We start from the raw sequence: 23,176 nt of genomic DNA on the forward strand, positions 1-23,176 counted from the left end.
GCCGACGGTGGTTTGGCCGCCATGGCGTGGCGGCCGCCCGCGCAGGTCCGGCTAAAGCGGGCCGGGCTGCGCGAAGTCTTTACTACTGGATCTTCGTGACCTGGTTGAACGAGAGCGTAACCGGGGTCTCGCGCTCGAAGATGGTCACCAGCACCACCAGCTGCTGGGATTCCGGCTTGATCTCGGAGATCGTCGCAGGAAGGGTCTCGAACGGACCGTCGTTGACCGTAACCGATTCGCCGACCTCGAAGTCCACGGTGATCGGTGCCGAAGGCTGTGCAGCCTTGCCGGGCTTGCCACCCTCAGTCTTGCCGGCGGTGACGGTATGCTCCAGCATGGAGAACACTTCGTTCAGGCTCAGCGGAACCGGGTTGTGGGCGTTGCCAACAAAGCCTGTCACGCCGGGAGTGTGGCGGACAGCGCCCCACGAAGCGTCAGTCAGTTCCATGCGCACGAGCACGTAGCCGGGGATGCGCACGCGGTTGACGATCTTGCGCGTGGTGTTCTTAATTTCCACGACCTCTTCCATGGGGACCTGGATCTCGAAGATGTAGTCCTCCATGTTCAGGGTCTGGATACGGGTCTCCAGATTGACCTTCACACGGTTTTCGTAGCCGGCGTACGAGTGGATGACGTACCAGTCACCCTCCTGGCGGCGCAGCTTGGCCCGGAATGCCTCGACCGGGTCCTCTTCAGGGGCTGCGGCGGGCTCCTCGGCGGAAGCTTCGTCTTCTGCTGCGTCGGCGTCGGCCGGCTCGTCAGCTTCGGCCAGCTCGTCACCGTCGGCCGGTGCGGTTTCAACGGTTGCTTCGTCGGCCGGTTCCGTTTCCTCGGAAACTTCCCCGGGAACGTCGGAAGCCGGTGCCTGATCGGCACCGGTCTCAGTAGCCTGATCCTCGGCTTCCAGATCAGCGGTTTCCTCGGTGGTCTGCGACTCGAGTTCCTGCTCGGACACTTAGCTTCCTGCTTTCTTCTTCAGCTCTGTTGATTCAATGGCGCCTGACTCTCAGGCCCGGCGCGTTGCCGTCTCCGGTGCACACGGCAGAACCCTGAGCAAAGACGCTACCGTTCGGGCGCTCCGTCACCGAAGATGTAGAGCGAGCCCTGGCCGAAAGCCAGATCCAAAACTGTCACGATCAGCATCATGATGACCACGAACGCGATCACCACGAGGGTGTAATTCAGCAGTTCCTTGCGGGTAGGTGTGACCACCTTTTTCAGCTCACCGATTACCTGGCGGACAAAAAGGACGATCTTGCCGAAGAATCCGCGCTTGTCGGACTTCCTGCCTGAGGGGCGTCCCTTGGAGCTGTTGGCAGCCGTTTCGGTCAACCTGTGCCTCACTCATCTAGTCCGGTACACGGCCCGCCGGCGGAGGCCGGCAACGCCGCTAGCTTCATACTTTGGATTGCTGAACTGCTGCTTCCCGTCCAAGACGGTTATGCGCAGGGCAGACAGGACTCGAACCTGCAACCTGCGGTTTTGGAGACCGCTGCGCTACCAATTGCGCCACTACCCTATGTGTTGAAACCAAGACGTCAGCGTCCGAAATACGGGCACAAACCATCATGGCGTTTTTCAACACCGAGGTCTAAGTCTACGTCAGGGAAACCCTCACGTCGAACCAGCCCTCATGCCGCCTTCACCAAGCGACTCTCCATTATGCAACATTTCCGGCGTCGTCATTAAACCGAACGCTCGGCGGGCATTCATCTGGACGCATTTCCCGCTCGAAGGCAGGACAGGCCGCGGGGCAAGCCCCTAAACTGGGCCATGGACCATTTGTTCTGACGCCTCAAAGACGGGAAATCAATGCCTGCCAACGCGCGCATCTCACAGCGCATAGCCTCCATCGCCGAATCCGCCACCCTGGCTGTTGACGCAAAAGCCAAGGCACTGAAGGCGGCCGGCCGGCCGGTTATCGGCTTCGGCGCGGGCGAGCCGGACTTCCCCACTCCGGACTACGTTGTCGAGGCCGCCGTGAAGGCCGCCCGCGAGCCGCGGTTCCACCGCTACTCCCCCGCCGGCGGGCTTCCGGAGCTGAAGCAGGCTATTGCCGAGAAGACGATGCGGGACTCGGGCTACCGGATTGATCCTGCCCAGGTGCTGGTCACCAATGGCGGCAAGCAGGCCGTCTACGAATCCTTCGCCACCCTGCTGGATCCGGGCGACGAGGTTCTGGTGCCGACGCCGTACTGGACCACCTACCCGGAAGCAATCCGGCTGGCCGGCGGTGTCCCGGTGGAGATTTTCGCCGGTCCCGAACAGGGCTACCTGGTGAACATCGACCAGCTTGAAGCAGCGGTGACCGAGAACACCAAAGTCCTGCTGTTTGTTTCGCCGTCCAACCCCACCGGTGCCGTGTACTCGCCGGAGCAGGTTGCGGAAATCGGCCGGTGGGCCGCGTCCAAGGGCTTGTGGGTCATTACCGACGAAATCTACGAACACCTCACGTACGACGGCGTGCCGTTCACTTCCATTGCCACGGCAGCTCCGGAGCTCGGAGACAAGGTGGTCATCCTCAACGGTGTGGCCAAGACCTATGCCATGACCGGCTGGCGGGTGGGCTGGATGATCGGCCCGAAGGATGTCATTAAGGCCGCCACCAACATGCAGTCCCACGCCACCTCCAACGTCGCGAACGTCTCGCAAATGGCAGCGCTGGCCGCCGTCTCCGGGCCGCTGACCGCCGTCGACGAGATGAAGGTCGCGTTCGACCGCCGCCGCAAAGCCATGGTCGACGGCCTCAACGCCATCGAAGGCATCGAATGCCCGACGCCGAAGGGTGCCTTCTACGCCTACGCGGATGTCCGCGGGCTGCTGGGCAAAGAGATCGACGGCGTCCGCCCGTCCACCTCGGCCGAACTGGCTTCGCTGGTGCTGGACAAGGTGGAGGTAGCCATCGTTCCCGGTGAAGCTTTCGGCCCGTCCGGCTTCGTGAGGCTCTCCTACGCCCTCGGCGACGAAGACCTGGCCACAGGCATCGGCCGGCTGCAGGACTTCCTCGGTACCGCCAAGTAAGACAAGCGCCGCCTAACCGGGTGCCGGTCTCCTTCGGGGAGGCCGGCACCCGTCATTTAACTCCGTTCAGAGAATCCGGCGGTCCACTGCCCAGCGGGTCAACTCATGGCGCGAGGACAGCTGGAGTTTGCGCAGCACGGCCGACACATGGGTTTCCACGGTCTTGATGGAGATGAACAGTTCCTTAGCCACCTCCTTGTAGCTGTAACCGCGGGCGATCAGCCGCATAACCTCCAGCTCGCGGGCCGAGAGCTTGTCCAGCTCGTCGTCCACGGAAGCAACAGCGGCAGTGCCGAAGGCATCAAGCACGAATCCGGCCAGCCTCGGGGAGAAGGCCGCATCTCCCCCGGCCACCCGGACCACCGCATCCGAAATCTCCGCTCCGGAAAAGGTCTTCGTGACATAGCCGCGCGCACCGGCACGGATAACGGTTACAACGTCCTCGGCGGAGTCCGAAACACTCAGTGCCAGGAACCGGGTAGTGGCCAGCAGATCCGCGCAGCCGGCAACCACTTCGGCGCCCCCGCCGCCGCGGCCGCCGGGCAGATGCACATCAAGAAGAACGACGGCGGGCCTCGCCTCATGGATGACGGCGATGGCTTCCTCCACGGTTGCTGCCTCCGCTACGACGTCGATCCTGGAGTCCAGGTCCGCCTTCAGTCCCGACCTGAAGATGGCGTGGTCATCGACCACGACGATGCGGATGGGGTCGGTCATGAGTGGTTTCCTTCCTCAGGATGCTTCAGGCCCAAATGTACTTCGGTGCCGTTTCCGGTGTTGCGGATACGTGCCTCGCCGCCGTGGCGCTGCATCCGGCGGATCAATGATTCCCGGACGCCCAGCCGGTCGGCGGGCACATCGGCAAGCTCGAATCCAGGCCCGCGGTCGCGGACGAAGACGTCCGTGCTGCCCGGCGTCTTCTCCAGGTAGACGGAGATGCTGCCGCCGGCGTGCTTGGCCGCGTTCTGCACAGCCTCCCGGGTGGCATGGATCAGGGCTTCGTACTGTTCCGTCATCGGTGCATCGCCCACCGCCACCACGTCGATCGGGTGTCCGTACGCGTCCTCGATTTCCGCTGCGACGGCTTTGATCCGGTCCACCAGGTTGCCTTCTTCCTTGCGTTTGTCCCGGTACAGCCATTCGCGCAGTTCGCGTTCCTGAGCTCGGGCGAGCCGCGTGACGTCCTGTTCCGAGGCGGCCCGGTTCTGGATCAGGGCCAGCGTCTGCAGCACCGAATCGTGCAGGTGCGCCGCGATTTCGGCCCGTTCCGTCTCCCGGATCCTGCCGGAGCGTTCGGCTTCGAGATCAGTCCAGTACTTGACGACCCACGGGGCCAGGACCAGCCCAACGCCGGCCAGGACGGCCAGCGTGGCCAGCAGCGTCGGCCACATCACGTCCCAGCTGATGGAGCCGGAGATCAGGATGAAAATGCCGGCCACCACGAAAACGAGGCCTGCAATGAGCCGTACTACACCCTGCGCGCCGGTGGCCCCGGCACGGTCCATGATGCCGTTGCGCCTGGAGTTATCCAGCTGCATCCAGGCCAGCACGGCCCCGGTGACGATGGCGAGCATGGGCAGCCAGGTTTCCCACGGTACGTTGAAGCCTGCCAACTGGGCGATGAAGGCGCCACCGGCCAGGACGAGCGCTGCGCCGACCGCGATTTCCCAGCCGCCGCGCTGCATCAGTTCGGCGGTGCGGGTTCTGCCGGTGGGACCAGCGGCTGCGGCAGCCGGATCGTCGGCCGGGCGCTGTAGAGGCTGCGCGCCGGTTCCCGGTTGCGGCCCGGGCTGCGCTGGAATCCCCGCTGGCCTCGGTCCGCCGAAATTGCGGGCGAAGTTCCCGGCGATGTTGCGCGGGTTGAAGGCCGCGTTTTCGGCCCGGGCCGCCTCGTCCGCCGTCGGAACCAATAGCCATAGCCAGGCATAGAGCAACAACCCGGCGCCGCTGGCCAGGGTGAGCACGACCATCGAAATCCTGATCACCTTGACCGAAAGCCCCAGATGGGCTGCCAGCCCGGAGCAGACGCCCGCAATAATGCGGTCGGCGGGACGGACAAGAGGAGCGTACATAGGTCAATCCAAGCACGCCCGGCCTCGGGTCTGAACCAATCCTCGCGGATCTCAGGGCCCCTCAGCCATCGGTCAGGGAAGCTTCAGGGTAGCCCCCCATAGAATCAACCGGCGCGGCTTGGAATGATCGAACTATGACCTCACACCCCTCTGAACCGTCCCGCCCGGAAGGCTCTGCCGACCTTCCCGGCGACGAGGACGCCCGCGGTACGGATTCACCGACGCCTCCTCCTTACCTGCCCCCACAGCCGTCCGGCAGCAACAGCTTCTTCGACTGGTTCCGCCGCCTGGGCACGCCCCGCGGACAGGACCGCTGGATCGGTGGCGTGGCCTCCGGCATCGCCCACCGGATCGGGCTCGACCCGATTCTGGTCCGGGGCATCTTCGTGCTGCTGTTCATTTTTGGCGGCATCGGCGTGCTGCTGTACGGCCTCGCGTGGGCGCTGCTGCCGGAACCGGATGGCAGGATCCATGCCGAAGAAGCCGGCCGGGGCCGCTGGACCTCAGGCATGACCGGAGCACTGATCGTCACCGTCCTCGGCCTGTTCGCATGGCCCTTCGGCTTCTTCTCCGAGGGCTGGGACTTCGGCGGCTTCCTCTGGGCGGTGATCTGGCTAGGTGCCATTGTCTATTTCATCTACTGGCTCGCTACCCGTAACCGCAGCACACCGCCGCCGGCTTACGGTCCGTACGGACCTGCGCCGCAGGGCTTCGCTGCCCCTGGCACTCCCGGAGCTCCGGTTCCGCCGGCTTATGGCCCGGCTGCCGGTGCCGCCTATGGCCCTCCTCGCGCGGCGGGACGGGACCAGGATCCGACCATCCCGCTGGGTCCGCTTGACCGGCAGCACACCGCTGCTGCCAGCGAAGACCCCTACACCACGGGATCCCACATGGGATCCCAGCCGGCAACGGAACAGCAGTGGCCCGCTTACACCCCCCGGCCGGTTCGTCCTCCGGTCCCGCCGAACCCTCGGCGCCGCGGTCCCTCCGGTGCCGATATCGCCCTCACGCTGGGAGCAGCGCTGCTGGCGGGTGGCATCCTGCTGGCCCTGAACCAACTGGGCTACATTGCCTTGGGCGGCGCCTGGCTGCCCGTGGCCACAGCAGCCGCACTGTTGTGCATCGGCCTGGGCATCGTGGTTCTGGGCATCCGCGGCCGCACCTCCGGCATCCTCGGATTCCTGGCAGCCGTCGGCGTCGTTCTCTCGCTGGTCTTTGCCGCCGGCGTGCAGTGGCAGACCGCCAACTATGCCCTCGGTACGAACACCACCTGGACCGCCGAATCGGGCGCACCGGCCAGCGAGGGCTACAGCATTGTGGCCGGCAACGGAACGGTGGATCTGACGGGTGTCACCGCCAGTACCTTCGGCGGCCCCGTGGTCGTGCCGGTGAACGCGGCTGCCGCTTCCGTGACGGTGATTGTGCCCGAGAACGTTCCGGTAGAAGTCCAGGCCGCCATGGCCATGGGCAACGTTGAATACGAGGCGGGCGGCCAAAGCCGGCAGACCGCGGGCATGTGGCAGCCGGGGTCCTTCATCATCAACGACGACGGCTCCGGGCCGGACATCATTCTGCGGATCAAGGGCGCAGCCAGCGATGTGAACATTGTTGAAGCGCAGGGAAGGGAAGGCTCGCAATGAGCACTGAATCCAACGACGGCGGCATCACCGGCCCGAGCACGGGCACCATTGTCTGGGGCCTGATCGCGATAGCAGTGGGCCTGCTGGTCCTGCTCAGCGTGCTCTGGGATATCAGCTTCAATGTCGGCCACGTCCTGATTGCCCTGCTGATCAGCTCCGGCATCGCGCTGGTGGCCGGGGGCATCTGGAGCATGCTGCGCAACAAGGACAATACGGCCGACGCCGACGACAAGTGACAATCAGTCCCAAACACGAAAGCATTGAACCCATGGACACCCTTTATAAAACCCTCCGTTCCATCCCGGTCCGCCGCGGCCCCAACCGCTGGGTAGGCGGCGTCTGCGGCGGCATTGCCGAAAAGTTCGGCTGGGACGCCACAGTGGTCCGCATCGCTACCCTGTTGCTCTTCCTCTTTCCCGGCATCGGCGTCGCCGCCTATCTGGTGGCCTGGCTGCTGCTGCCCAAATACGACGGCAGCATCGCGCTGGAGAGGCTGCTTCAGAGCAAGGGCACCCGCCGCCGCTGAGCGCACCCATCGCCGGCTGCTGCCGCCGGCATTGCCGCTGGCTTTTGCCGTCAGCTCCTGCCGCACTACGGCCGGCTGAAGGTCCCCGCGAGATCCGCGCGGGGACCTTCAGCTGTTCCCATGCGGCGTTTTTTTGGGCTCTGCGGCAGGCGTATGCAGCGTCAGGGGTGCCCTCGCCGGTGGAGTTGCCTAGAATCGAAGGGAGCCCGACGGTGCGCTCTGGAGACGATTCGGCAATTCCCGCGACGAAAGTTGGACCTGAGTGAAAATCGGCATCATGACCAGCGGCGGCGACTGCCCCGGCCTGAACGCGGTGATCCGCGGCGCTGTGCTCAAGGGCATCAAGTCCTACGACCATGAGTTCGTCGGCTTCCTCGACGGCTGGCGGGGTGTGGTCGAGGGCGACTTTATCGAGCTGCCCCGCCATCGGGTGCGCGGCATTTCCAAACAGGGCGGAACCATTCTGGGCACCTCCCGCACCAATCCCTACGACGGGCCCAACGGCGGACCGGAGAAGATCGCGGCCACGCTGGACCGGCTCGGCGTGGATGCACTCATCGCCATCGGCGGCGAAGGAACGCTGGCCGGCGCCCGCGAGCTGACGGACGCGGGCTTGCCGATCATCGGTGTCCCGAAGACCATCGACAACGACCTTGACGCCACGGACTACTCGTTCGGTTTCGACACGGCCGTCCAGATCGCCACCGAAGCCATCGACCGGCTGCGCACCACCGGCGAATCGCACCACCGGTGCATGATCGCCGAGGTCATGGGGCGCCACGTCGGTTGGATTGCCCTGCACGCCGGCATGGCTTCCGGCGCCCATGCCATCCTCATCCCGGAGCAGAAGGTGACCACGGCCCAGGTCGCCGAGTGGGTCCGCGAGGCTCACGACCGCGGCCGCGCCCCCTTGGTAGTGGTGGCCGAAGGCTGGGTTCCGGAAGGCGACGCCGAGCCGTGGGCCGAACGCGGCACTGATGCTTCCGGCCGTCCCCGGCTGGGGGGCATCGGTGAACACCTCGCGCCGGAAATCGAGGCGCTGACCGGAATCGAAACCCGGGCCGCGACCTTGGGGCACATCCAGCGCGGCGGCGTCCCCTCCGCCTATGACCGCGTCCTGGCCACCCGGCTCGGCATGGTTGCAGTCGACGCCGTCTCGGACAAGCGCTGGGGAACCATGGTTTCCCTGCACGGTACCAACGTCGTCGTTGTTCCGTTCGAAGAGGCGCTGGGTAACCTCAAAACAGTGCCGCAGCACCGCTACGACGAGGCGGCAGTCCTCTTTGGCTGAGCCAGTGTGGAACTGCGTCGATGCAGGGCGGCAACTATGAAACTGGACTCGGGCACCGCGGATATTGTGATGCTGGCCTGGGCACGGATGCTCGGTTTTGAGGATTCCGCCTTCGCTTCGCCGTCGGGCCGGTTGACCCGGATAGATAACGACGCCGACACCCTCACCTTTGTGCGGCTGTTCGGCCGGTCGGCGCTGGTCGGTCCGGGATGGGCTGTTGAGGCCGCGGCAGGCCATTCCGACGCCGAGCTGGCCGAGTACCAGACGCTGCTTCAGCTGACCAAAGGCCAAGGCGGCCACGGTCTGGGCAAGTCCCAGCTGTACTTCGCCGATGACCTCCCGATGGTCCAGCCGGACGAGGACGTCATGGTTTCGACGGCCGTTCAGGACGCCTCACGGCTGGAGGCGTTGTGCCCGCCGGATGACATCCACGAGGTGGCCTTGGCCGCGATGGACAAGTCCTTTGTCCTGGTCAACGGAACCGAGCCGATAGCCGGTTCCGGCTACAAGGAGTGGCAGCAGATCCTGGGGCATATTGGTGTGCTGACCGCACCAAGATACCGCCAGCGCGGTATCGGAACGTTGATCGGGGCCGTTGCCGGCCACGAGGCTCTCACGGCTGGACTGATCCCGCAGTGGCGCTGCCACGAAACCAACCAGGCCTCGCGGGCCACGGCGCTGGCGCTGGGCTTTGTCGAATCCGGCACGCAGACCTCTGCCTACCTGCAGGCAGGCGGCCAGGGATAAATCCCGGTCCTGCCTGCAGGTACCGGGTCAGCGGGGTCCGCCGCGCAACAATCCCTTGGGCCGGCCAACTACCGAGCCGGCGTCCGGAGCCACGATGACCTCCTGCGCGGCGTCGTACAGCGTGTCCTCATCTGCCACCAGCAGCTGTGTTTCCGGGTCAACGGAGCGCTTAATGACTGCCAGCGCCACCGGGCCCATCTCATAGTGGAGGGCCGCGGACGTTACCGTCCCGACCTTGCGGTCCGCGAGCCGGACTTCGCTGCCGGCGGCGGGGAGGGTGTGCTGCGTACCGTCCAGTTGCAGGAACACGAGGCGGCGCGGGGGGTGGCCCAGGTTGTGGACCCGGGCAATGGTCTCCTGGCCCTTGTAGCAGCCCTTGTCCATATGCACCGCGGTGCGCATCAGGTCCAGTTCGTGCGGGATGGTCTTTTCGTCGGTCTCGGTCCCGAAACGCGGCCGCCACGCGGCAATGCGCAGGGCTTCCACGGCCAAGGTGCCTGCCAGTTCCTTGCCGTCAACTGCCGCTTCGAGTTCCGCTGCGGGGACCAGGTATTCGAACCAGGTCCGGTCCAGGCCCGGGTGCTGCGGCTCTTCGATCCTTGTGTAGGCGTAGCCGCCCGCGCCGATCTCCGGCCACGGGTCCCGCCACACAAGCCGGTCCTCAAAACCTGCTACAGCTTTCGCGGCCCCGACAACAGCCCACTGTGCCGAGACGTCCGCGATCTCCACGCGGAGCATGAATTTCATTTTGTTCAGCCACTCGGCGAGGCCTTCGGCTTCGAAGGCCTCGCCGATGAGCCACGTTGTTTCGCCGTCGTCGACCACGCGGGCGTCGTATTCGATCCGGCCCTGGACGGTCAGCAGCAGGGCTTCGCTGGACTCCCCCGGCTTGAGCCCGAGCAACAGCTGGGAGGACAAGGTATTGAGCCAGCTCAGGCGGTCGGGTCCGGTAACGGTGACAACACCGCGGTGGGACAGATCGGCAAGGGCCTCGCCGCGCGCGAGCAGCCGCTGCTCGCGCATTGGGTCCCCGTAGTGGGCGGCAACGCCGGCATCGGGGCCGGTGGCCTCGACGGCGCCGGGACGGGACAACAAAGGGCTTTGATAAGTCATACCAGCGTCAACGTCCTAACGGCTGCGGTATTCCCCGCGGCGTCGGTGCCGGCGGGACGAGGGATAGTCAGGAGACCTTTTTGAGGATCGCCGAGGCATGGGCTTCGAGCTCTTTGCCCTGGGCGGCGGCGACGTCCCAGCGCCAGAACAGGTCCCCGTTGACCAGGCCGAAGATCCGGGTAGCGGCGTTGTATTCCTTGGACTGGGAACCGCGCATGACCATGTCCGTGGCCAGCTGGATCTGCGGACCCTTGATCTGGCCGTAATACAACTCCGAAATGCCGCCAGGGTGGACGATGGTGGCCGTGATATCAAAGCCGCCGTTGCCGTTGCGGAGTTCTTCGACCTCGTCCGCTGACTTCAGCGCGGGGACAATATCGGCCGGGATCAGGCCCGGTCCGACGTCGGCGTCGTTAAGTTTGCGTTCCAACGCCCAGAAGCCTGTTTCCACGGTCAGCGGACGCAGCTTGGTCCCGTCCTCGTCCGTGAGCCAGCTTTCCGCGGTGTACTGCAGGAACGGCAAGCCATTGTGCTTGAACGTGGCCGATTGGAAGAAATGTTCCGATCCCTCGTCACCGGCGCCAAGCCGCCCCGAGCCCTCCCAGGTACCCAGAAGCCAGGACAGCGGAACGATTTCCGGTGTCAGGTCAGTAGGTATTTCCATGGCCATGGCTTGGAGGGGAAACCTTTTACTTCTGGCCCTTGAAGAGGCGCCAGACCACCAAACCGGCGAACCAGGCCATGGACAGACCGGCGACAACGAGCAGGCTAATGAAGAAAATCTCAAGTGCTAGATGCGACATGCCTCCATACTAACCGGCGGCTGCCGGTGGTGCCGCCGCATTACGCACCGCGCCGTGTGACCTCGGTCAACCCGTGGCAGCGGGGCGTGGATCAGCGGAGCAGCAGCTTTTCGAGGAAGTACACCAGCGCTCCCGAGGCCATGATCGGGGCCGACCCGATGGCGAGGATGGCCGGGATTTTGCGCGGCCCGCCGTCGGCGAGGACCAGCCGGCGGAAGCAGACAATGACCGTGCCGCCGAGCGCACCCACCACCGCGGCCGGCAGGAGCGAAATGCTCGAACTCAGCGCGGCGCCGAGCGGCGCTGCCAGCGTTGCGAGGACGACGCCGAGCGGCGCCACAAGCCGGTCGGGCCAGGGCAGCACACACACGCCGATGGCCACCAGCATGCTCACGCCGGTGATGAGCATCATGCCCGAATTCGCGGAGTTGGCGGCCAGGCGCTCCGCCGCCACCCAGCCCGCGCCGAGGGTCGCCAGGACCAGGCCCGTACTCGCGCCGAAGGTGGATTCAAGCCGGTGGGGCTGTCCCGTCCCGCGGACCAACTGGACCAGGAAGACGGCCATCACGCCCAGCGCGACCACCACCACCGACCACGCCATCGACATCCCGGTGGGCGCAACGGCGGAGAGCAGGACAGCGGCAATACCGCCCAGCGAGATAACGGTTGCCAGCGTCTTCTTGGCGGGCACGCCGAGCAGTTGCGGCCAGCCGATGCCAACGAGCAGGACTCCCACGCAGGCCACCACGACAACAGCCGTCTGCGACCAATAGGAGGCACCCACCAGGGCACACAACACTGCGGCTGAAGCGACCGCCACCATCCAGATTCTCACCCTTGTCATCCTGCCTTATCTCAAGAATGAGTGCGAGAACACGGTGACGCGGACCACCGCGGCGTTATACTTATGCGCAACCGTCCGGCAGCTCCCACGGTCTCAGGCAGGTATCTGCCGGGCGTTCGCCCGATGATGTGCGCCTAAATGATCCCTGGAGGAAAACATGCCGCACATTCTGCTCTTGACCAACGCCCCGGGCCCTTCCGTTGGCGTCCTCCCTGCCCTTGAGCTGCTGAACCACAAGGTGCATGTCCTCCCCGCGGAACCGACCGCGCTGCTGGAGACCGATCCCTCCGATGTGGTGATGATTGACGCCCGTAAGGACCTGGTGGGCGCCCGGTCCTTGACCCAGCTGCTCAAGGCCACCGGCCTGACCGCGCCCCTGATGCTGATCCTGACCGAAGGCGGCATGGCAGCCGTCTCGGCAAACTGGCTCGCGGACGATGTCCTGCTCGACAGCGCGGGTCCGGCCGAAGTGGAGGCACGGCTGCGCCTGGCCATCGCCCGGGCCAACCAGCACGACGAGGAGGCCAACAGCGAAATCCATGCCTCCGGCGTCGTTATTGATGAGGCCAGCTACACGGCCCGCGTGGGCGGGACGCCGCTGAACCTGACCTACAAAGAGTTCGAGCTGCTAAAATACCTGGCCCAGCACCCGGGCCGGGTCTTCACCCGCGACCAGTTGCTCCATGAGGTCTGGGGATATGACTATTACGGCGGCACCCGCACCGTGGATGTCCATGTGCGGCGGCTGCGGGCCAAGCTCGGATCGGACCATGAACAGCTCATCGGGACCGTTCGCAACGTGGGCTACCGGTTCACGCTGGCGCGCAGCCCGGAGCCCAACGCCGCGGACCTGGAGCAATCCGCGTAAAGGTTCCTCCCGCAGCCACGGCACGCGGGTTACGCTGAAGGCATGAGTGCACAGACTTCTGCTGAATGGCCCGTGTTGAGCATTAAGGGCTCGCCGGATCCGGAGGTGCTCGGCGACATCCGCGCACTGACCGACGCAGCCGCGGAGGCGGACGGCAACCCGCCGCTGTCGGAACAGACCTGGGTCAATCTGAAATCCGTGGACCCCGACAATCTGCTGGTGCTCGCCTCCTATGCCGGCGAGGAACGCTCCGATCCGTCCACCGCCACATCGCTGGCCGGCGTCGCCGTCGTTAATCTGCCGGCGCACGGCGAATCCAACGGGGTCCTGGAACTGGTGGTGCATCCGACGTACCGCAACCAGGGCGTAGGCACCGGGCTGGTCACCGCCCTGCAGGAACACACGGAACTGCCTGCCCTGAAGGCCTGGTCCCACGGCGACCACGAGGGAGCCGCGAAACTGGCCGGCCGGTTCGGTTTCGCCCCGGTACGCGAGCTATGGCGCATGCGGTTGACGCACGTGCCGCAGCTGCCCGACGTCGTGCTTCCGGACGGGGTTTCCATCCGCGCCTTCGTTCCCGGCCAGGATGAGCAGGCCTGGCTGGCGGCCAACGCCGCGGCCTTTGCGCACCACCCGGAGCAGGGGTCCGCAACCCTCGCGGACCTGCAGGCACGGATGGCGGAAGACTGGTTTGATCCCACGGGTTTCCTGCTCGCGGTGCGGAACAACGACGGCGCCCTGCTGGGCTTCCACTGGACCAAGGTGCATCCGCGCACGGGCACGCATCCGTCCATCGGCGAGGTGTACGTCGTCGGAGTCACCCCCGAGGCACAGGGCACAGGGCTGGGCAAGGCCCTGACCATTGCCGGCATGAAGCATCTGCACGAACAGGGGCAGCAGGCGATCATGCTGTACGTGGACGCGGACAACAAGGCTGCGGTCGCGCTCTACCGCAAACTCGGCTTCACCCGCTGGGATACCGATGTCATGTACGGACCGGCCGGGACCGAGGGCAGCTGAAAAGCGGTTAATCTTGTAGGTACTGCTGCCCCATAACAATGTGGGCTCCCCCAGCAACAGCACAGGAGACGCCATGGCCACTGAATCGGTAACCCCGGCCCCGGTACGGCTCGGATCCTCGGAAGTGGCACCGGCCCGCGCCACGCAGGACCGCATCGACATCCCGGAATTCGCGCCCTCGCTCCTGCCCGACGGCAACTTCAGCCTGGACGACCGGTTCCTGGACCGCGAAATAAGCTGGCTGGACTTCAACGCCCGGGTGCTCGAACTGGCCGAGGATCCGGACCTGTTCCTGCTGGAGAGAGTGAACTTCCTCTCCATTTTCGCCTCAAATCTGGACGAGTTCTTCATGGTCCGCGTCGCTGGTTTGAAGCGGCGCATCGCTGCCGGCCTGGCGGTACCGTCCGCTGCCGGGCTCAGCCCTATCGAGCAGCTGGAACAGATCATGGTGGAGGCCCACAAGCTGCAGGTGCGCCATGCCCGTATCTTCGCGGAGATTATCCGGCCGGAGCTGGCTTACGAGCACATTTACATGGTCCGGTGGGAAGAGCTCACCGATGGCGAGCGGGATTGGCTGACGAAGATGTTCCGGGAAAAGGTGTTCCCGATCCTGACCCCGCTGGCGGTGGACCCGGCCCATCCGTTCCCCTACATTTCAGGTCTGTCCCTGAACCTGGCCGTGGTGGTCCGGAACCCGGTCAGCGACAAGGAGCTCTTTGCCCGCGTCAAGGTTCCCGACCAGCTGCCGCGCATGATCTCGCTGGACGGCCCCCGTGCCGGCTCGATACCCGGGCGGACAGCCCGTTTCATTCCGCTCGAAGACGTCATCGCCCAGCACCTGGACCTGCTGTTCCAGGGCATGGAGATCCTGGAACACCACAGCTTCCGGGTGACCCGCAACGAAGACCTCGAAGTGGAAGAGGACGACGCCGAAAACCTGCTCCAGGCGCTGGAGAAGGAACTGTTGCGCCGCCGTTTCGGTCCCCCGGTCAGGCTCGAAGTCACCACGGACATTAACCCCAGCATTCGCGAACTACTGGTGCGCGAGCTCGGTGTGGAGGAGTCCGAGGTCTACGCACTGCCGACGCCGCTGGACCTCCGGGGCCTGAGCGTTATCTCCGACATCGACCGCAGTGACCTGCACTATCCAAAGCAGTTGGCGCATACCAGCCGCCACCTGAACGAAAGCGAAACGTCCAAGGCAGCGAACGTCTTTGCGGCCATGCGCCGCCGGGACATTTTGCTGCACCATCCGTACGACTCCTTCTCCACCTCGGTGCAGGCCTTCCTGGAACAGGCTGCATCGGATCCCAAGGTCCAGGCCATCAAGCAAACTCTCTACCGGACCTCCGGCGACTCCCCCATCGTCGATGCGCTGATCGACGCCGCGGAGGCCGGCAAGCAGGTCCTGGCGCTGGTGGAAATCAAGGCCCGCTTCGACGAGCAGGCCAACATCGACTGGGCCCGCAAGCTTGAGCAGTCAGGTGTGCACGTGGTGTACGGCATCGTCGGGCTCAAGACGCATTGCAAGCTCTCGCTGGTGGTACGCCAGGAAGGCGACCGACTGCGCCGCTACAGCCACATCGGCACCGGCAACTACCACCCCCGCACCGCCCGCTACTACGAGGACCTGGGCCTGCTGACCTCCAGCGACCAGGTGGGCGAGGATCTGTCCAAGCTGTTCAACCAGCTCTCCGGCTACGCCCCCAAGTCCACGTTCAAACGGCTGTTGGTGGCACCCCGGTCGGTGCGCAGCGGTCTCATTGACCGGATCGAGAAGGAAATCACCAACCGCAAGGCCGGTTTGCGGGCCCGCGTGGTCATCAAGGTCAACTCGATGGTTGACGAAGCAATTATCGATGCCCTGTACCGCGCATCCCAGGCAGACGTGCAGGTGGACGTCATCGTCCGCGGCATCTGCGCCGTCCGGCCCGGAGTGCCCGGCCTGAGCGACAACATCCGGGTGCGCTCCATTTTGGGACGTTTCCTGGAGCACTCACGCGTGTTCGCCTTCGCCAACGGCGGCGACCCGGTGGTGTTCATCGGGTCGGCGGACATGATGCACCGGAACCTGGACCGCCGGGTGGAAGCGCTCGTGCAGCTCAGTTCGAGTGAAGACGTCGCTGATCTGGTGGCCCTGATGGATCGGTACATGGACCCGGGCACAGCAAGCTGGCATCTGGACAATCAAGGCCGGTGGACCCGGCACCACAAGGATGCCGAGGGCAACCCGCTCAGCGACGTGCAGTCATGGCTGCTGGCTTCGCGCGCGCGCCAACGTGCAGTGACGCGCCGGTGATCACGGAATTGAAGACAACGGACCTGACCGAAGCCCACGCCAAAATCAGCGTCACCGCGGCCGGCGCATTGTGCTGGCGTGTCAGCCAGGGGCGCCTGGAGCTATTGCTCATCCATCGCCCGAAGTACAAGGACTGGTCTTGGCCCAAAGGCAAGCTGGACAGCGGGGAAACCAATCCCGAGTGCGCTGTCCGCGAGGTTGAGGAAGAAGTCGGCGTGCGTGTGAAGCTTGGCATCCCCCTGCCCACCATCCACTACCAGGTACCCTCGGGACTGAAGGAAGTGCTGTACTGGGCAGCCAAAATGGACAAGGCGACGCCCAAACCGGACGGCAAGGAAGTGGACCAAGTCCGCTGGAGCACCCCGGAGGAAGCAGCCGAGCTGCTGAGCAACCCCTCGGACAAGGAACCGCTGGCTGCGCTGGTCAAGGCCTACGAGAACGGTGACCTGGAGACCTACCCCTTCATCGTCGTCCGCCACGCCAAAGCGAAGCCGCGGTCGTCCTGGACCCGGGCTGAGGGTGAACGACCGCTTGCTGCCACCGGACTGCGGCAGGCGCTGGCGGTCTGCCGCCTGCTCGCGTCCTGGCAGCCCAAACGGGTGGTTTCCAGCCCCTGGCTGCGCTGCATGCAAACCATCACGCCCTACGCCAACTCCCAAAAAAGCAAGATCCGTTCGGTCGAGGCCATCACCGAGCACAGTGCACACCGGAATCCGCAGAAGGCCCGGTCGGCCATCGAGTATCTGCTGGATAAACGCAAGTCCACGGCAGTCTGCACCCACCGGCCGGTCCTGCCCCAGGTCATCAAGGTCCTGCGTGACCGGCTGCCTGAGGAGCTTGCAGAACAGTTGCCCACGAGAGACCCGTATTTGAAGCCCGGTGCGATGCTCGTCTGCCAGATCAGCGTCAAAAATCCGAACAGAATCGTCTCCTTGGAACACTTCGACGCCTACGACGACTGACACGTCCCCGTGCGGCGAGCGGCCAGCGGTCAGTCCGTTGTAAGGTCCGGCCACGGGAAATCTGGCTAGCCTAACCTGCCTATCCAAGACCCAAGTTGGGGTCCTAGAGTGCTTGCATGAGCACATTCAATGAACTTCTCGCGGACCAGGTCGGCAACGAATTCGCTGCCTCGCAGCAGTACATCGCCATCGCCGTCTGGTTTGATAACGAAGACCTGCCCCAGCTGGCCAAGCACTTCTACCGGCAGTCGCTCGAGGAGCGCAACCACGCCATGATGCTGGTTCGCTACATGCTGGACCGGGACCTCAAGGTGACAATTCCGGCGATTAACCAGGTCCACAATGATTTCGCCAATGTGGTGGAGCCGATCAGCTTGGCCCTGAAGCAGGAAAAGGAAGTCACGGCCCAGATCGAAGCGCTGTTCGCAGCTGCCCGGGCCGAAACCGATGCCTTGGGCGAGCAGTTCATGCTGTGGTTCCTGAAGGAGCAGGTCGAGGAGGTCGCTTCGATGTCTACCCTGCTGGCCATCGCGGAGCGTGCGGACAACCTGTTCGACATCGAGAACTTCCTGGCCCGCGAATCCGTGGGCGATGAGGGCCGTGACTACGGCGCACCGGAAGCTGCCGGCGGCTCCGTCTAGGCACACCTCTTGGGCATCACCGCTGACCAGGCTCGACCCAGCTACCGCCTGGTCTAGACTGGTCAGCGTGAATGCCATTCCCACCCCGTACGAAGACTTGCTGCGTGAGGTCATGACCTCCGGCACCGAAAAATCGGACCGTACCGGCACCGGAACGCGCAGCGTTTTCGGCCGGCAGATCCGGTTCGATCTGGCCGAAGGTTTCCCGCTGATCACCACCAAGCGGGTGCATTTCAAATCCGTCGCCTTGGAGTTGCTCTGGTTCCTGCGCGGTGATTGCAACGCGAAGTGGCTGCAGGAACGCGGCGTGAAAATCTGGAACGAGTGGGCGGACGAGAACGGTGAGCTGGGCCCCATCTACGGTGTGCAGTGGCGCTCCTGGCCGACGCCGGACGGCGGGCATATCGACCAGATCGCCGACCTCGTCGAGGGTTTGAAGAACAACCCGGACTCGCGCCGGCACATCGTTTCTGCCTGGAACGTGGCCGAGATCAAGAATATGGCACTGCCTCCGTGCCATGCGTTCTTCCAGTTCTATGTGGCCGATGGCAAGCTGTCCTGCCAGCTGTACCAGCGCAGCGCCGATATGTTCCTGGGCGTTCCGTTCAATATCGCATCCTATGCACTGCTGACGCTGATGCTAGCCCAGCAGGCAGGGTTGGAACCCGGAGAGTTTGTCTGGACCGGCGGCGACGTCCACATCTACGACGACCACGTGGACCAAGTGACCGAGCAATTGGGCCGCGAAGCGTATCCCTACCCGCAGCTGCGCATCGTGCGGAAGCCGGCGAACATCTTCGATTACAACTTCGAAGACTTCGAGCTGCTGAACTACCAGCACCATCCCGCTATCAAGGCACCGGTGGCCGTATGATCCCCGCCAATACCCCCTCGGGCACCCATGCAGACCGGAAGGAACCGGTACTGGGCCTGATCTGGGCGCAAAGCTCCAATGGCGTGATCGGCAAGGACGGCGACTTGCCGTGGCACCTGCCCGAAGACCTGGCCCACTTCAAACGGACCACGAAGGGCCATCCGGTCATCATGGGCCGCAGGACGTGGGACTCCTTCCCCGCGAAGTTCCGCCCGCTGCCGGGCCGGACCAATATTGTCATTAGCGGCAACCCGGAACGGCGGGAAGAGCTGGCCAGTTCCGGCGCGGTCGCCGTCGGGTCCCTCGAGCAGGCACTGGCCGAGGCCGCAGCCAGCCCCGGCAGCGAAGAGGTCTGGATTATCGGTGGTGGCGAAATCTTCCGCAACGCCACCGCTTTGGCGAACACCGCCGTCGTTACCGTGATCGATCTGGAGACGGATGGCGACACTTTCGCTCCAAAGCTGGGGGCAGGATGGACTTTCGACGCCGCGGAGCCGGCCGAGGGCTGGCTCACCTCTTCCAACGGCACCCGGTACCGCATCGCGTTGTGGACACAGCAGGTGGATCCGGCCCGCTGAGGACCACTCCGGCCGCAGGATCCGTGGCAGGTACATTGGCCCTGCCGCCGGACCGCCGATGTGGCTAGGATCGGACTACGGGCGCCAACAGTGCCGCCGGTCCAATGCGCAGGAGGAAGCATGTCTGTTTCACACGAGAACCTCACTCTGGTCCAAGACTCCAGCCGGGGTCGCTATGAGCTCCACTGCGGCGATACGTTCATCGGATTCGAAGGCTTCGAGACAGACGACGACGGCGTCATCACCCTGCAGCACACCATCATCGACGAGAAATACGGCCGCCGGGGCTTTGCCCGCGCCCTGGTCACGATGATCCTGACGGACATGCGAGCCAAAGGGCAGGTCATGGTTCCGCTGTGCACGTATGTCCAGTCGTATCTTGAGCGTTTCCCGGAGTACGGGGATCTGGTCGTCGAACACGCGCGCTGAGTTACTACGACACGCAGAACAATAGGTACAGACCGACCACAATATGGTGGTATACGTCACCTATTTGGGGGTCGGGCCGGAAACTGTCCTAAAATGGAGCGTATGACTTCTCCCGCAGCAAGTTCCACTGTCCAATCAGTCGGCCTTATCGGCTGGCGCGGAATGGTCGGCTCAGTCCTTATGCAGCGTATGCAGGACGAGGGCGATTTTGATCTGATCAACCCTGTCTTCTTCTCTACGTCCAACGCCGGCGGCCAAGCCCCCGCGTTCGCCGCGGGAGCCGGGACCCTGCAGGATGCCTACGATATCGAGACGCTGGCCAAGCTGCCGATTATTGTCACCGCCCAGGGCGGGGACTACACCGCCGAGGTCTATCCCAAGCTGCGCGACGCCGGCTGGGACGGTCTCTGGATTGACGCGGCCTCTACCCTGCGGATGGACCAGGATTCCATCATCGTGCTGGATCCGGTCAACCGCGACGTAATCGACTCGGGCCTGGCCCGCGGCGTCAAGAACTACATCGGCGGCAACTGCACCGTCTCCGCCATGCTCATGGGCCTCGGCGGCCTGTTCAGGAACGGCCTCGTCGAGTGGGGCACCTCCATGACGTACCAGGCCGCGTCCGGCGGCGGTGTACGGCACATGCGCGAACTGCTCAACCAGTTCGGCAGCCTGAATTCCGTAGTGTCCGATGAGTTGGCGCACCCTTCCTCCGCCATCCTGGAGATCGACCGGAAGGTGCTGGCCGAACAGCGGAACCCGGAACTGGATGCCTCCCAGTTCGGCGTGCCGCTTGCCGGTTCGGTCATCCCGTGGATCGACAAGGATCTTGGCAACGGCCAGTCCAAGGAAGAGTGGAAGGCCGGCGCGGAAACCAACAAGATTCTTGGCCTCGACGTTGCCGAAGGCAGCCGGATCCCGTTCGACGGGCTCTGCGTCCGGATCGGCGCCATGCGCTCGCACTCCCAGGCGCTGACGCTAAAGCTCCGGGAAGATCTGCCCGTGCACGAAATCGAACGACTGATCGACGCCGACAACGAATGGGCCAAGGTGGTTCCCAACACCAAGGAAGCCACCATGGAGCAGTTGACCCCCGTGGCCGTCAGCGGCACCCTGGAGATTCCGGTCGGACGTATCCGGAAGCTTGAAATGGGGCCGGAATACATCAGCGCCTTCACTGTCGGCGACCAGCTGCTGTGGGGTGCGGCCGAACCGCTGCGCCGCATGCTGCGGATCGCCACCGGCAACCTCTAACCGGCTGGGCGTCCCAGCCGCCCTTCCAACCTCTACAGCAGTCCGTTTCCTTCGGGAAGCGGACTGCTGCCGTTAACGGCGATTCCCACACGGCTTTGGACCACCGGCCGGCACCGTACCTCCACAGGCCCGACCGTGAGCACTTCGGTCCACATACTTAGAATACCTGTTCGATCCCATTTATTCCCCGGCATAGCGTGAAGGCATATCAGAATCCGCACGCCGGGAGGGGCTATTTCGATGAAGACGCCAACAGCAGGCGAACTGCTGCACCAGTTTCTGGTTCAGTCGTGCGCCTGCAAACAGGAGGCGACCGCAGAACGCTACCTCCTGGTCCACGCACAGCTGCACCGCTATTTGGAAGAGGCCGGACACCGGATCCTGGAGACACAGCAAATCCCCTATTTCCGCAGGGAACAGCACAAGGATCCTTCCGATGCCTTCTGCCGGTCGTTCTATGCCGAAGAGGTCATCTACGCTCTGCCCGGCTTCCTTGATCCGCCATGGCTCAACAGCAACCCGACGGACCGCCGCATTCAAATCAGCCAGACTGCTCGTCTGATGGGCTGGCTGTGCAAGAGCGGCTACGTTGACCGCTTCTGGCACAGCTGCGCCTTGCTGGAGGTAGAGGGAGCAGTCCGGAGAGCAAGGGCTGAATCATGACTGGCAGCCCCAACGTCGACAAGTTGCTCAGGATGTTCTTCCTCAGGTACAGCTTGAGCCAGAAGCCGGTAACCGTAGACCGGTGCAACAGGATCGAAATCCATCTCCGGCACTTCCTGGACCTCTGCGGCGAGGACTACGTAGCGCCCGAGCAGCGCCAGCTGCTGGAGCTGGAACGCCAGTTCCAGACGCATGGTTCGGCTTTCGCGCGGCTGATGCATGCCGGCGAGCTGCTTGCGGCACTGCCCGAATTCCTCGCCCCGTAATGGCTGATGAACCATGGGGTAGACCGCAAGGTACAGATCAGCCACAGCGACCGTTTGGTGCGCTGGATCTGCGGGGAACGGCTGGTGGACTTCCGGGCCCACCGGATGGATCTGCTGCACTTCCGGAGCGCCCATGACCAGGCACTACGGGTACAGCCGTGATGCACGGTCTTACGCCAGCGTCAGAGAGCGCAGCCGATCAGCAGCGGTTCGGGAACGAGCCGGATTCCAAACTTGTCCTGGACCCCATTCCTGACCGTACGGGCAATAGCCACGATATCCTCGGCAGTAGCGCTCCCGCGGTTCGTGATGGCCAAGGTGTGTTTCGTGGACAGCGACGCCCTGCCTCCGGCGACGGAATATCCATCCACGCTGCCGTTGGCGGTGCCCTCAAGTCCGAAGCCCTTGCCGAAGCCGGACTTGTCGATCAGCCAGGCGGCGCTGAGCTTCATCTGGTCGCCCACGGGCCACCGCGGTGACGTCTCAGGCAGTTGGTCGGCCACTTCGGCAGCGACGATTGGATTGGTGAAGAAGGAACCGGTGCTGTACGTATCCCGGTCGGCCGGATCCAGGACCATGCCCTTCGAGGCACGCAGCCGCAGGACCTCGCTGCGTACATCATTCGCCTTGGCCCGTTCACCGGCTTCAACACCAAGAGAACGCGCCAGCTCACCATAACGGATGGGCGCGCTCATCCGGCTCGGTTCCAGCTGGAACTGGACCGTCAGTACCACGAAGCGCGGTGACCCGTTGGTTGTTGTCTGCTTCAGGACGGAGTCACGGTAGCCGAACCGGAGGTCCGAGTTGGCAAACGTCTTAACCGCGTTGGCTTCCCTGTCCCACGTCCGCACACTCGCAATGGTTTGCGAGACTTCCGCGCCATAGGCTCCCACGTTCTGGACCGGCGTAGCTCCAGTCAGACCGGGGATTCCAGACAGCGCCTCCAGCCCGGACCACGCGTGCAGAACGGTGGCCTCCACCAGCTCGTCCCACGGCTGCCCGGCCCGGGCGGTGACCATGACGCCGCCGCAGGTTGCATCGGCGTCATCCACGTCGTAGCCGGTGCTGGCAATCCGCAGAACCGTTCCCGGATACCCCTCATCCGCAATCACGAGGTTGGACCCTCCGCCGATAATCAGCAGGTCTTCGCCTGCCTCATCCGCGGCACGGACGCCGTCGATGATCTCCCGCTCCGTTGTGGCTTCGACGTAGCGCCGGGCGGGTCCGCCCACTCCGACCGTAGTAAGAGGCGCCAGCCTCATGGC

General features: G+C 64.4%; 26 protein-coding genes and 1 tRNA gene. 18 read left to right on the plus strand and 9 right to left on the minus strand.

Annotated features, from left to right (window positions below):
- Positions 1-82: 82 nt before the first annotated feature.
- From nusG to HGO92_RS07260, 3 genes are all read right to left on the minus strand, one after another.
- Entirely contained in the window at positions 83-955 is an 873-nt protein-coding gene (nusG, locus tag HGO92_RS07250; RefSeq protein WP_346768885.1) for a transcription termination/antitermination protein NusG, read from the minus strand.
- A 107-nt stretch (positions 956-1,062) separates the two neighbouring features.
- The gene (gene secE / locus HGO92_RS07255) at positions 1,063-1,332 is read right to left on the minus strand and encodes a preprotein translocase subunit SecE (RefSeq protein ID WP_083339782.1); all 270 of its coding nucleotides are present in this window, start codon (positions 1,330-1,332) and stop codon (positions 1,063-1,065) included.
- A 114-nt stretch (positions 1,333-1,446) separates the two neighbouring features.
- A tRNA-Trp gene (locus HGO92_RS07260) sits at positions 1,447-1,519 on the minus strand.
- A 293-nt stretch (positions 1,520-1,812) separates the two neighbouring features.
- Here HGO92_RS07260 and HGO92_RS07265 point away from each other — a divergent pair.
- A complete protein-coding gene (locus HGO92_RS07265; RefSeq protein WP_169993292.1) occupies positions 1,813-3,021 on the plus strand; it encodes a pyridoxal phosphate-dependent aminotransferase in 1,209 nt (402 codons plus the stop codon).
- A gap of 66 nt (positions 3,022-3,087) precedes the next feature.
- Here HGO92_RS07265 and HGO92_RS07270 read toward each other — a convergent pair whose 3' ends face one another.
- The gene (locus HGO92_RS07270; protein ID WP_169993294.1) at positions 3,088-3,738 is read right to left on the minus strand and encodes a LuxR C-terminal-related transcriptional regulator; all 651 of its coding nucleotides are present in this window, start codon (positions 3,736-3,738) and stop codon (positions 3,088-3,090) included.
- The gene (locus tag HGO92_RS07275; protein WP_169993296.1) at positions 3,735-5,093 is read right to left on the minus strand and encodes an ATP-binding protein; all 1,359 of its coding nucleotides are present in this window, start codon (positions 5,091-5,093) and stop codon (positions 3,735-3,737) included. Before HGO92_RS07275 ends, HGO92_RS07270 begins: the two co-directional genes overlap by 4 nt.
- A 134-nt stretch (positions 5,094-5,227) precedes the next feature.
- On the opposite strand from HGO92_RS07275, the gene HGO92_RS07280 reads away from it, so the two are divergent.
- From HGO92_RS07280 to HGO92_RS07300, 5 genes are all read left to right on the plus strand, one after another.
- Entirely contained in the window at positions 5,228-6,733 is a 1,506-nt protein-coding gene (locus HGO92_RS07280) for a PspC domain-containing protein (RefSeq protein ID WP_169993297.1), read from the plus strand.
- On the plus strand, positions 6,730-6,969 hold the full coding sequence (locus HGO92_RS07285; protein ID WP_169993299.1) for a hypothetical protein: 240 nt from the start codon (positions 6,730-6,732) through the stop codon (positions 6,967-6,969). The genes HGO92_RS07280 and HGO92_RS07285 overlap by 4 nt, the downstream gene beginning before the upstream one ends.
- A gap of 32 nt (positions 6,970-7,001) precedes the next feature.
- Positions 7,002-7,259: a PspC domain-containing protein gene (locus tag HGO92_RS07290; protein WP_169993301.1), complete on the plus strand. Its 258-nt coding sequence runs from the start codon at positions 7,002-7,004 to the stop codon at positions 7,257-7,259.
- A 262-nt stretch (positions 7,260-7,521) separates the two neighbouring features.
- Positions 7,522-8,550, plus strand: a complete 1,029-nt coding sequence (locus tag HGO92_RS07295) for an ATP-dependent 6-phosphofructokinase (protein WP_169993303.1) — start codon at positions 7,522-7,524, stop codon at positions 8,548-8,550.
- Between the two features lie 36 nt (positions 8,551-8,586).
- Positions 8,587-9,297, plus strand: a complete 711-nt coding sequence (locus tag HGO92_RS07300; RefSeq protein WP_169993304.1) for a GNAT family N-acetyltransferase — start codon at positions 8,587-8,589, stop codon at positions 9,295-9,297.
- 27 nt (positions 9,298-9,324) lie between these two features.
- On the opposite strand, the gene ygfZ is transcribed toward HGO92_RS07300, so the two are convergent.
- From ygfZ to HGO92_RS07315, 3 genes are all read right to left on the minus strand, one after another.
- Positions 9,325-10,410 (minus strand): CAF17-like 4Fe-4S cluster assembly/insertion protein YgfZ, encoded by a 1,086-nt coding sequence (gene ygfZ, locus HGO92_RS07305; RefSeq protein ID WP_169993306.1) that lies wholly within the window; start codon positions 10,408-10,410, stop codon positions 9,325-9,327.
- 67 nt (positions 10,411-10,477) lie between these two features.
- Entirely contained in the window at positions 10,478-11,080 is a 603-nt protein-coding gene (locus HGO92_RS07310; RefSeq protein ID WP_169993307.1) for a nitrobindin family protein, read from the minus strand.
- A 224-nt stretch (positions 11,081-11,304) separates the two neighbouring features.
- Complete coding sequence (locus HGO92_RS07315; protein WP_240974481.1) at positions 11,305-12,057, minus strand: hypothetical protein; 753 nt, start codon at positions 12,055-12,057, stop codon at positions 11,305-11,307.
- Positions 12,058-12,214: 157 nt separating this feature from the next.
- Between HGO92_RS07315 and HGO92_RS07320 the strand changes: the two genes are divergently transcribed.
- From HGO92_RS07320 to HGO92_RS07375, 12 genes are all read left to right on the plus strand, one after another.
- Entirely contained in the window at positions 12,215-12,925 is a 711-nt protein-coding gene (locus tag HGO92_RS07320; RefSeq protein ID WP_169993309.1) for a winged helix-turn-helix transcriptional regulator, read from the plus strand.
- A 42-nt stretch (positions 12,926-12,967) separates the two neighbouring features.
- On the plus strand, positions 12,968-13,945 hold the full coding sequence (mshD, locus tag HGO92_RS07325) for a mycothiol synthase (RefSeq protein WP_169993310.1): 978 nt from the start codon (positions 12,968-12,970) through the stop codon (positions 13,943-13,945).
- A 73-nt stretch (positions 13,946-14,018) separates the two neighbouring features.
- Positions 14,019-16,244: an RNA degradosome polyphosphate kinase gene (locus tag HGO92_RS07330; protein ID WP_169993312.1), complete on the plus strand. Its 2,226-nt coding sequence runs from the start codon at positions 14,019-14,021 to the stop codon at positions 16,242-16,244.
- The gene (locus tag HGO92_RS07335) at positions 16,241-17,206 is read left to right on the plus strand and encodes an NUDIX hydrolase (RefSeq protein ID WP_346768886.1); all 966 of its coding nucleotides are present in this window, start codon (positions 16,241-16,243) and stop codon (positions 17,204-17,206) included. The genes HGO92_RS07330 and HGO92_RS07335 overlap by 4 nt, the downstream gene beginning before the upstream one ends.
- Positions 17,207-17,322: 116 nt before the next feature.
- Entirely contained in the window at positions 17,323-17,847 is a 525-nt protein-coding gene (locus tag HGO92_RS07340; RefSeq protein ID WP_169993316.1) for a ferritin, read from the plus strand.
- A gap of 112 nt (positions 17,848-17,959) precedes the next feature.
- Positions 17,960-18,721 (plus strand): thymidylate synthase, encoded by a 762-nt coding sequence (locus HGO92_RS07345; RefSeq protein WP_240974499.1) that lies wholly within the window; start codon positions 17,960-17,962, stop codon positions 18,719-18,721.
- Positions 18,718-19,299, plus strand: a complete 582-nt coding sequence (locus tag HGO92_RS07350; protein WP_169993319.1) for a dihydrofolate reductase — start codon at positions 18,718-18,720, stop codon at positions 19,297-19,299. The genes HGO92_RS07345 and HGO92_RS07350 overlap by 4 nt, the downstream gene beginning before the upstream one ends.
- Positions 19,300-19,419: 120 nt before the next feature.
- Positions 19,420-19,728 carry a GNAT family N-acetyltransferase gene (locus tag HGO92_RS07355; RefSeq protein ID WP_169993321.1) on the plus strand — a complete coding sequence of 103 codons (309 nt, stop codon included), beginning with the start codon at positions 19,420-19,422 and terminating at the stop codon, positions 19,726-19,728.
- Positions 19,729-19,830: 102 nt separating this feature from the next.
- The gene (gene asd / locus HGO92_RS07360; RefSeq protein ID WP_169993323.1) at positions 19,831-20,982 is read left to right on the plus strand and encodes an aspartate-semialdehyde dehydrogenase; all 1,152 of its coding nucleotides are present in this window, start codon (positions 19,831-19,833) and stop codon (positions 20,980-20,982) included.
- A gap of 240 nt (positions 20,983-21,222) precedes the next feature.
- Complete coding sequence (locus HGO92_RS07365; RefSeq protein WP_169993325.1) at positions 21,223-21,645, plus strand: hypothetical protein; 423 nt, start codon at positions 21,223-21,225, stop codon at positions 21,643-21,645.
- Positions 21,642-21,911 carry a hypothetical protein gene (locus HGO92_RS07370; protein WP_169993327.1) on the plus strand — a complete coding sequence of 90 codons (270 nt, stop codon included), beginning with the start codon at positions 21,642-21,644 and terminating at the stop codon, positions 21,909-21,911. Before HGO92_RS07365 ends, HGO92_RS07370 begins: the two co-directional genes overlap by 4 nt.
- Positions 21,912-21,917: 6 nt before the next feature.
- Positions 21,918-22,073, plus strand: a complete 156-nt coding sequence (locus HGO92_RS07375; RefSeq protein ID WP_169993329.1) for a hypothetical protein — start codon at positions 21,918-21,920, stop codon at positions 22,071-22,073.
- A 20-nt stretch (positions 22,074-22,093) separates the two neighbouring features.
- On the opposite strand, the gene HGO92_RS07380 is transcribed toward HGO92_RS07375, so the two are convergent.
- Positions 22,094-23,173: a UDP-N-acetylmuramate dehydrogenase gene (locus HGO92_RS07380; protein WP_169993331.1), complete on the minus strand. Its 1,080-nt coding sequence runs from the start codon at positions 23,171-23,173 to the stop codon at positions 22,094-22,096.
- Positions 23,174-23,176 lie beyond the last annotated feature (3 nt).

The sequence above is a fragment of the Crystallibacter degradans genome, assembly GCF_012952295.1.
Lineage (GTDB): Bacteria > Actinomycetota > Actinomycetes > Actinomycetales > Micrococcaceae > Crystallibacter > Crystallibacter degradans.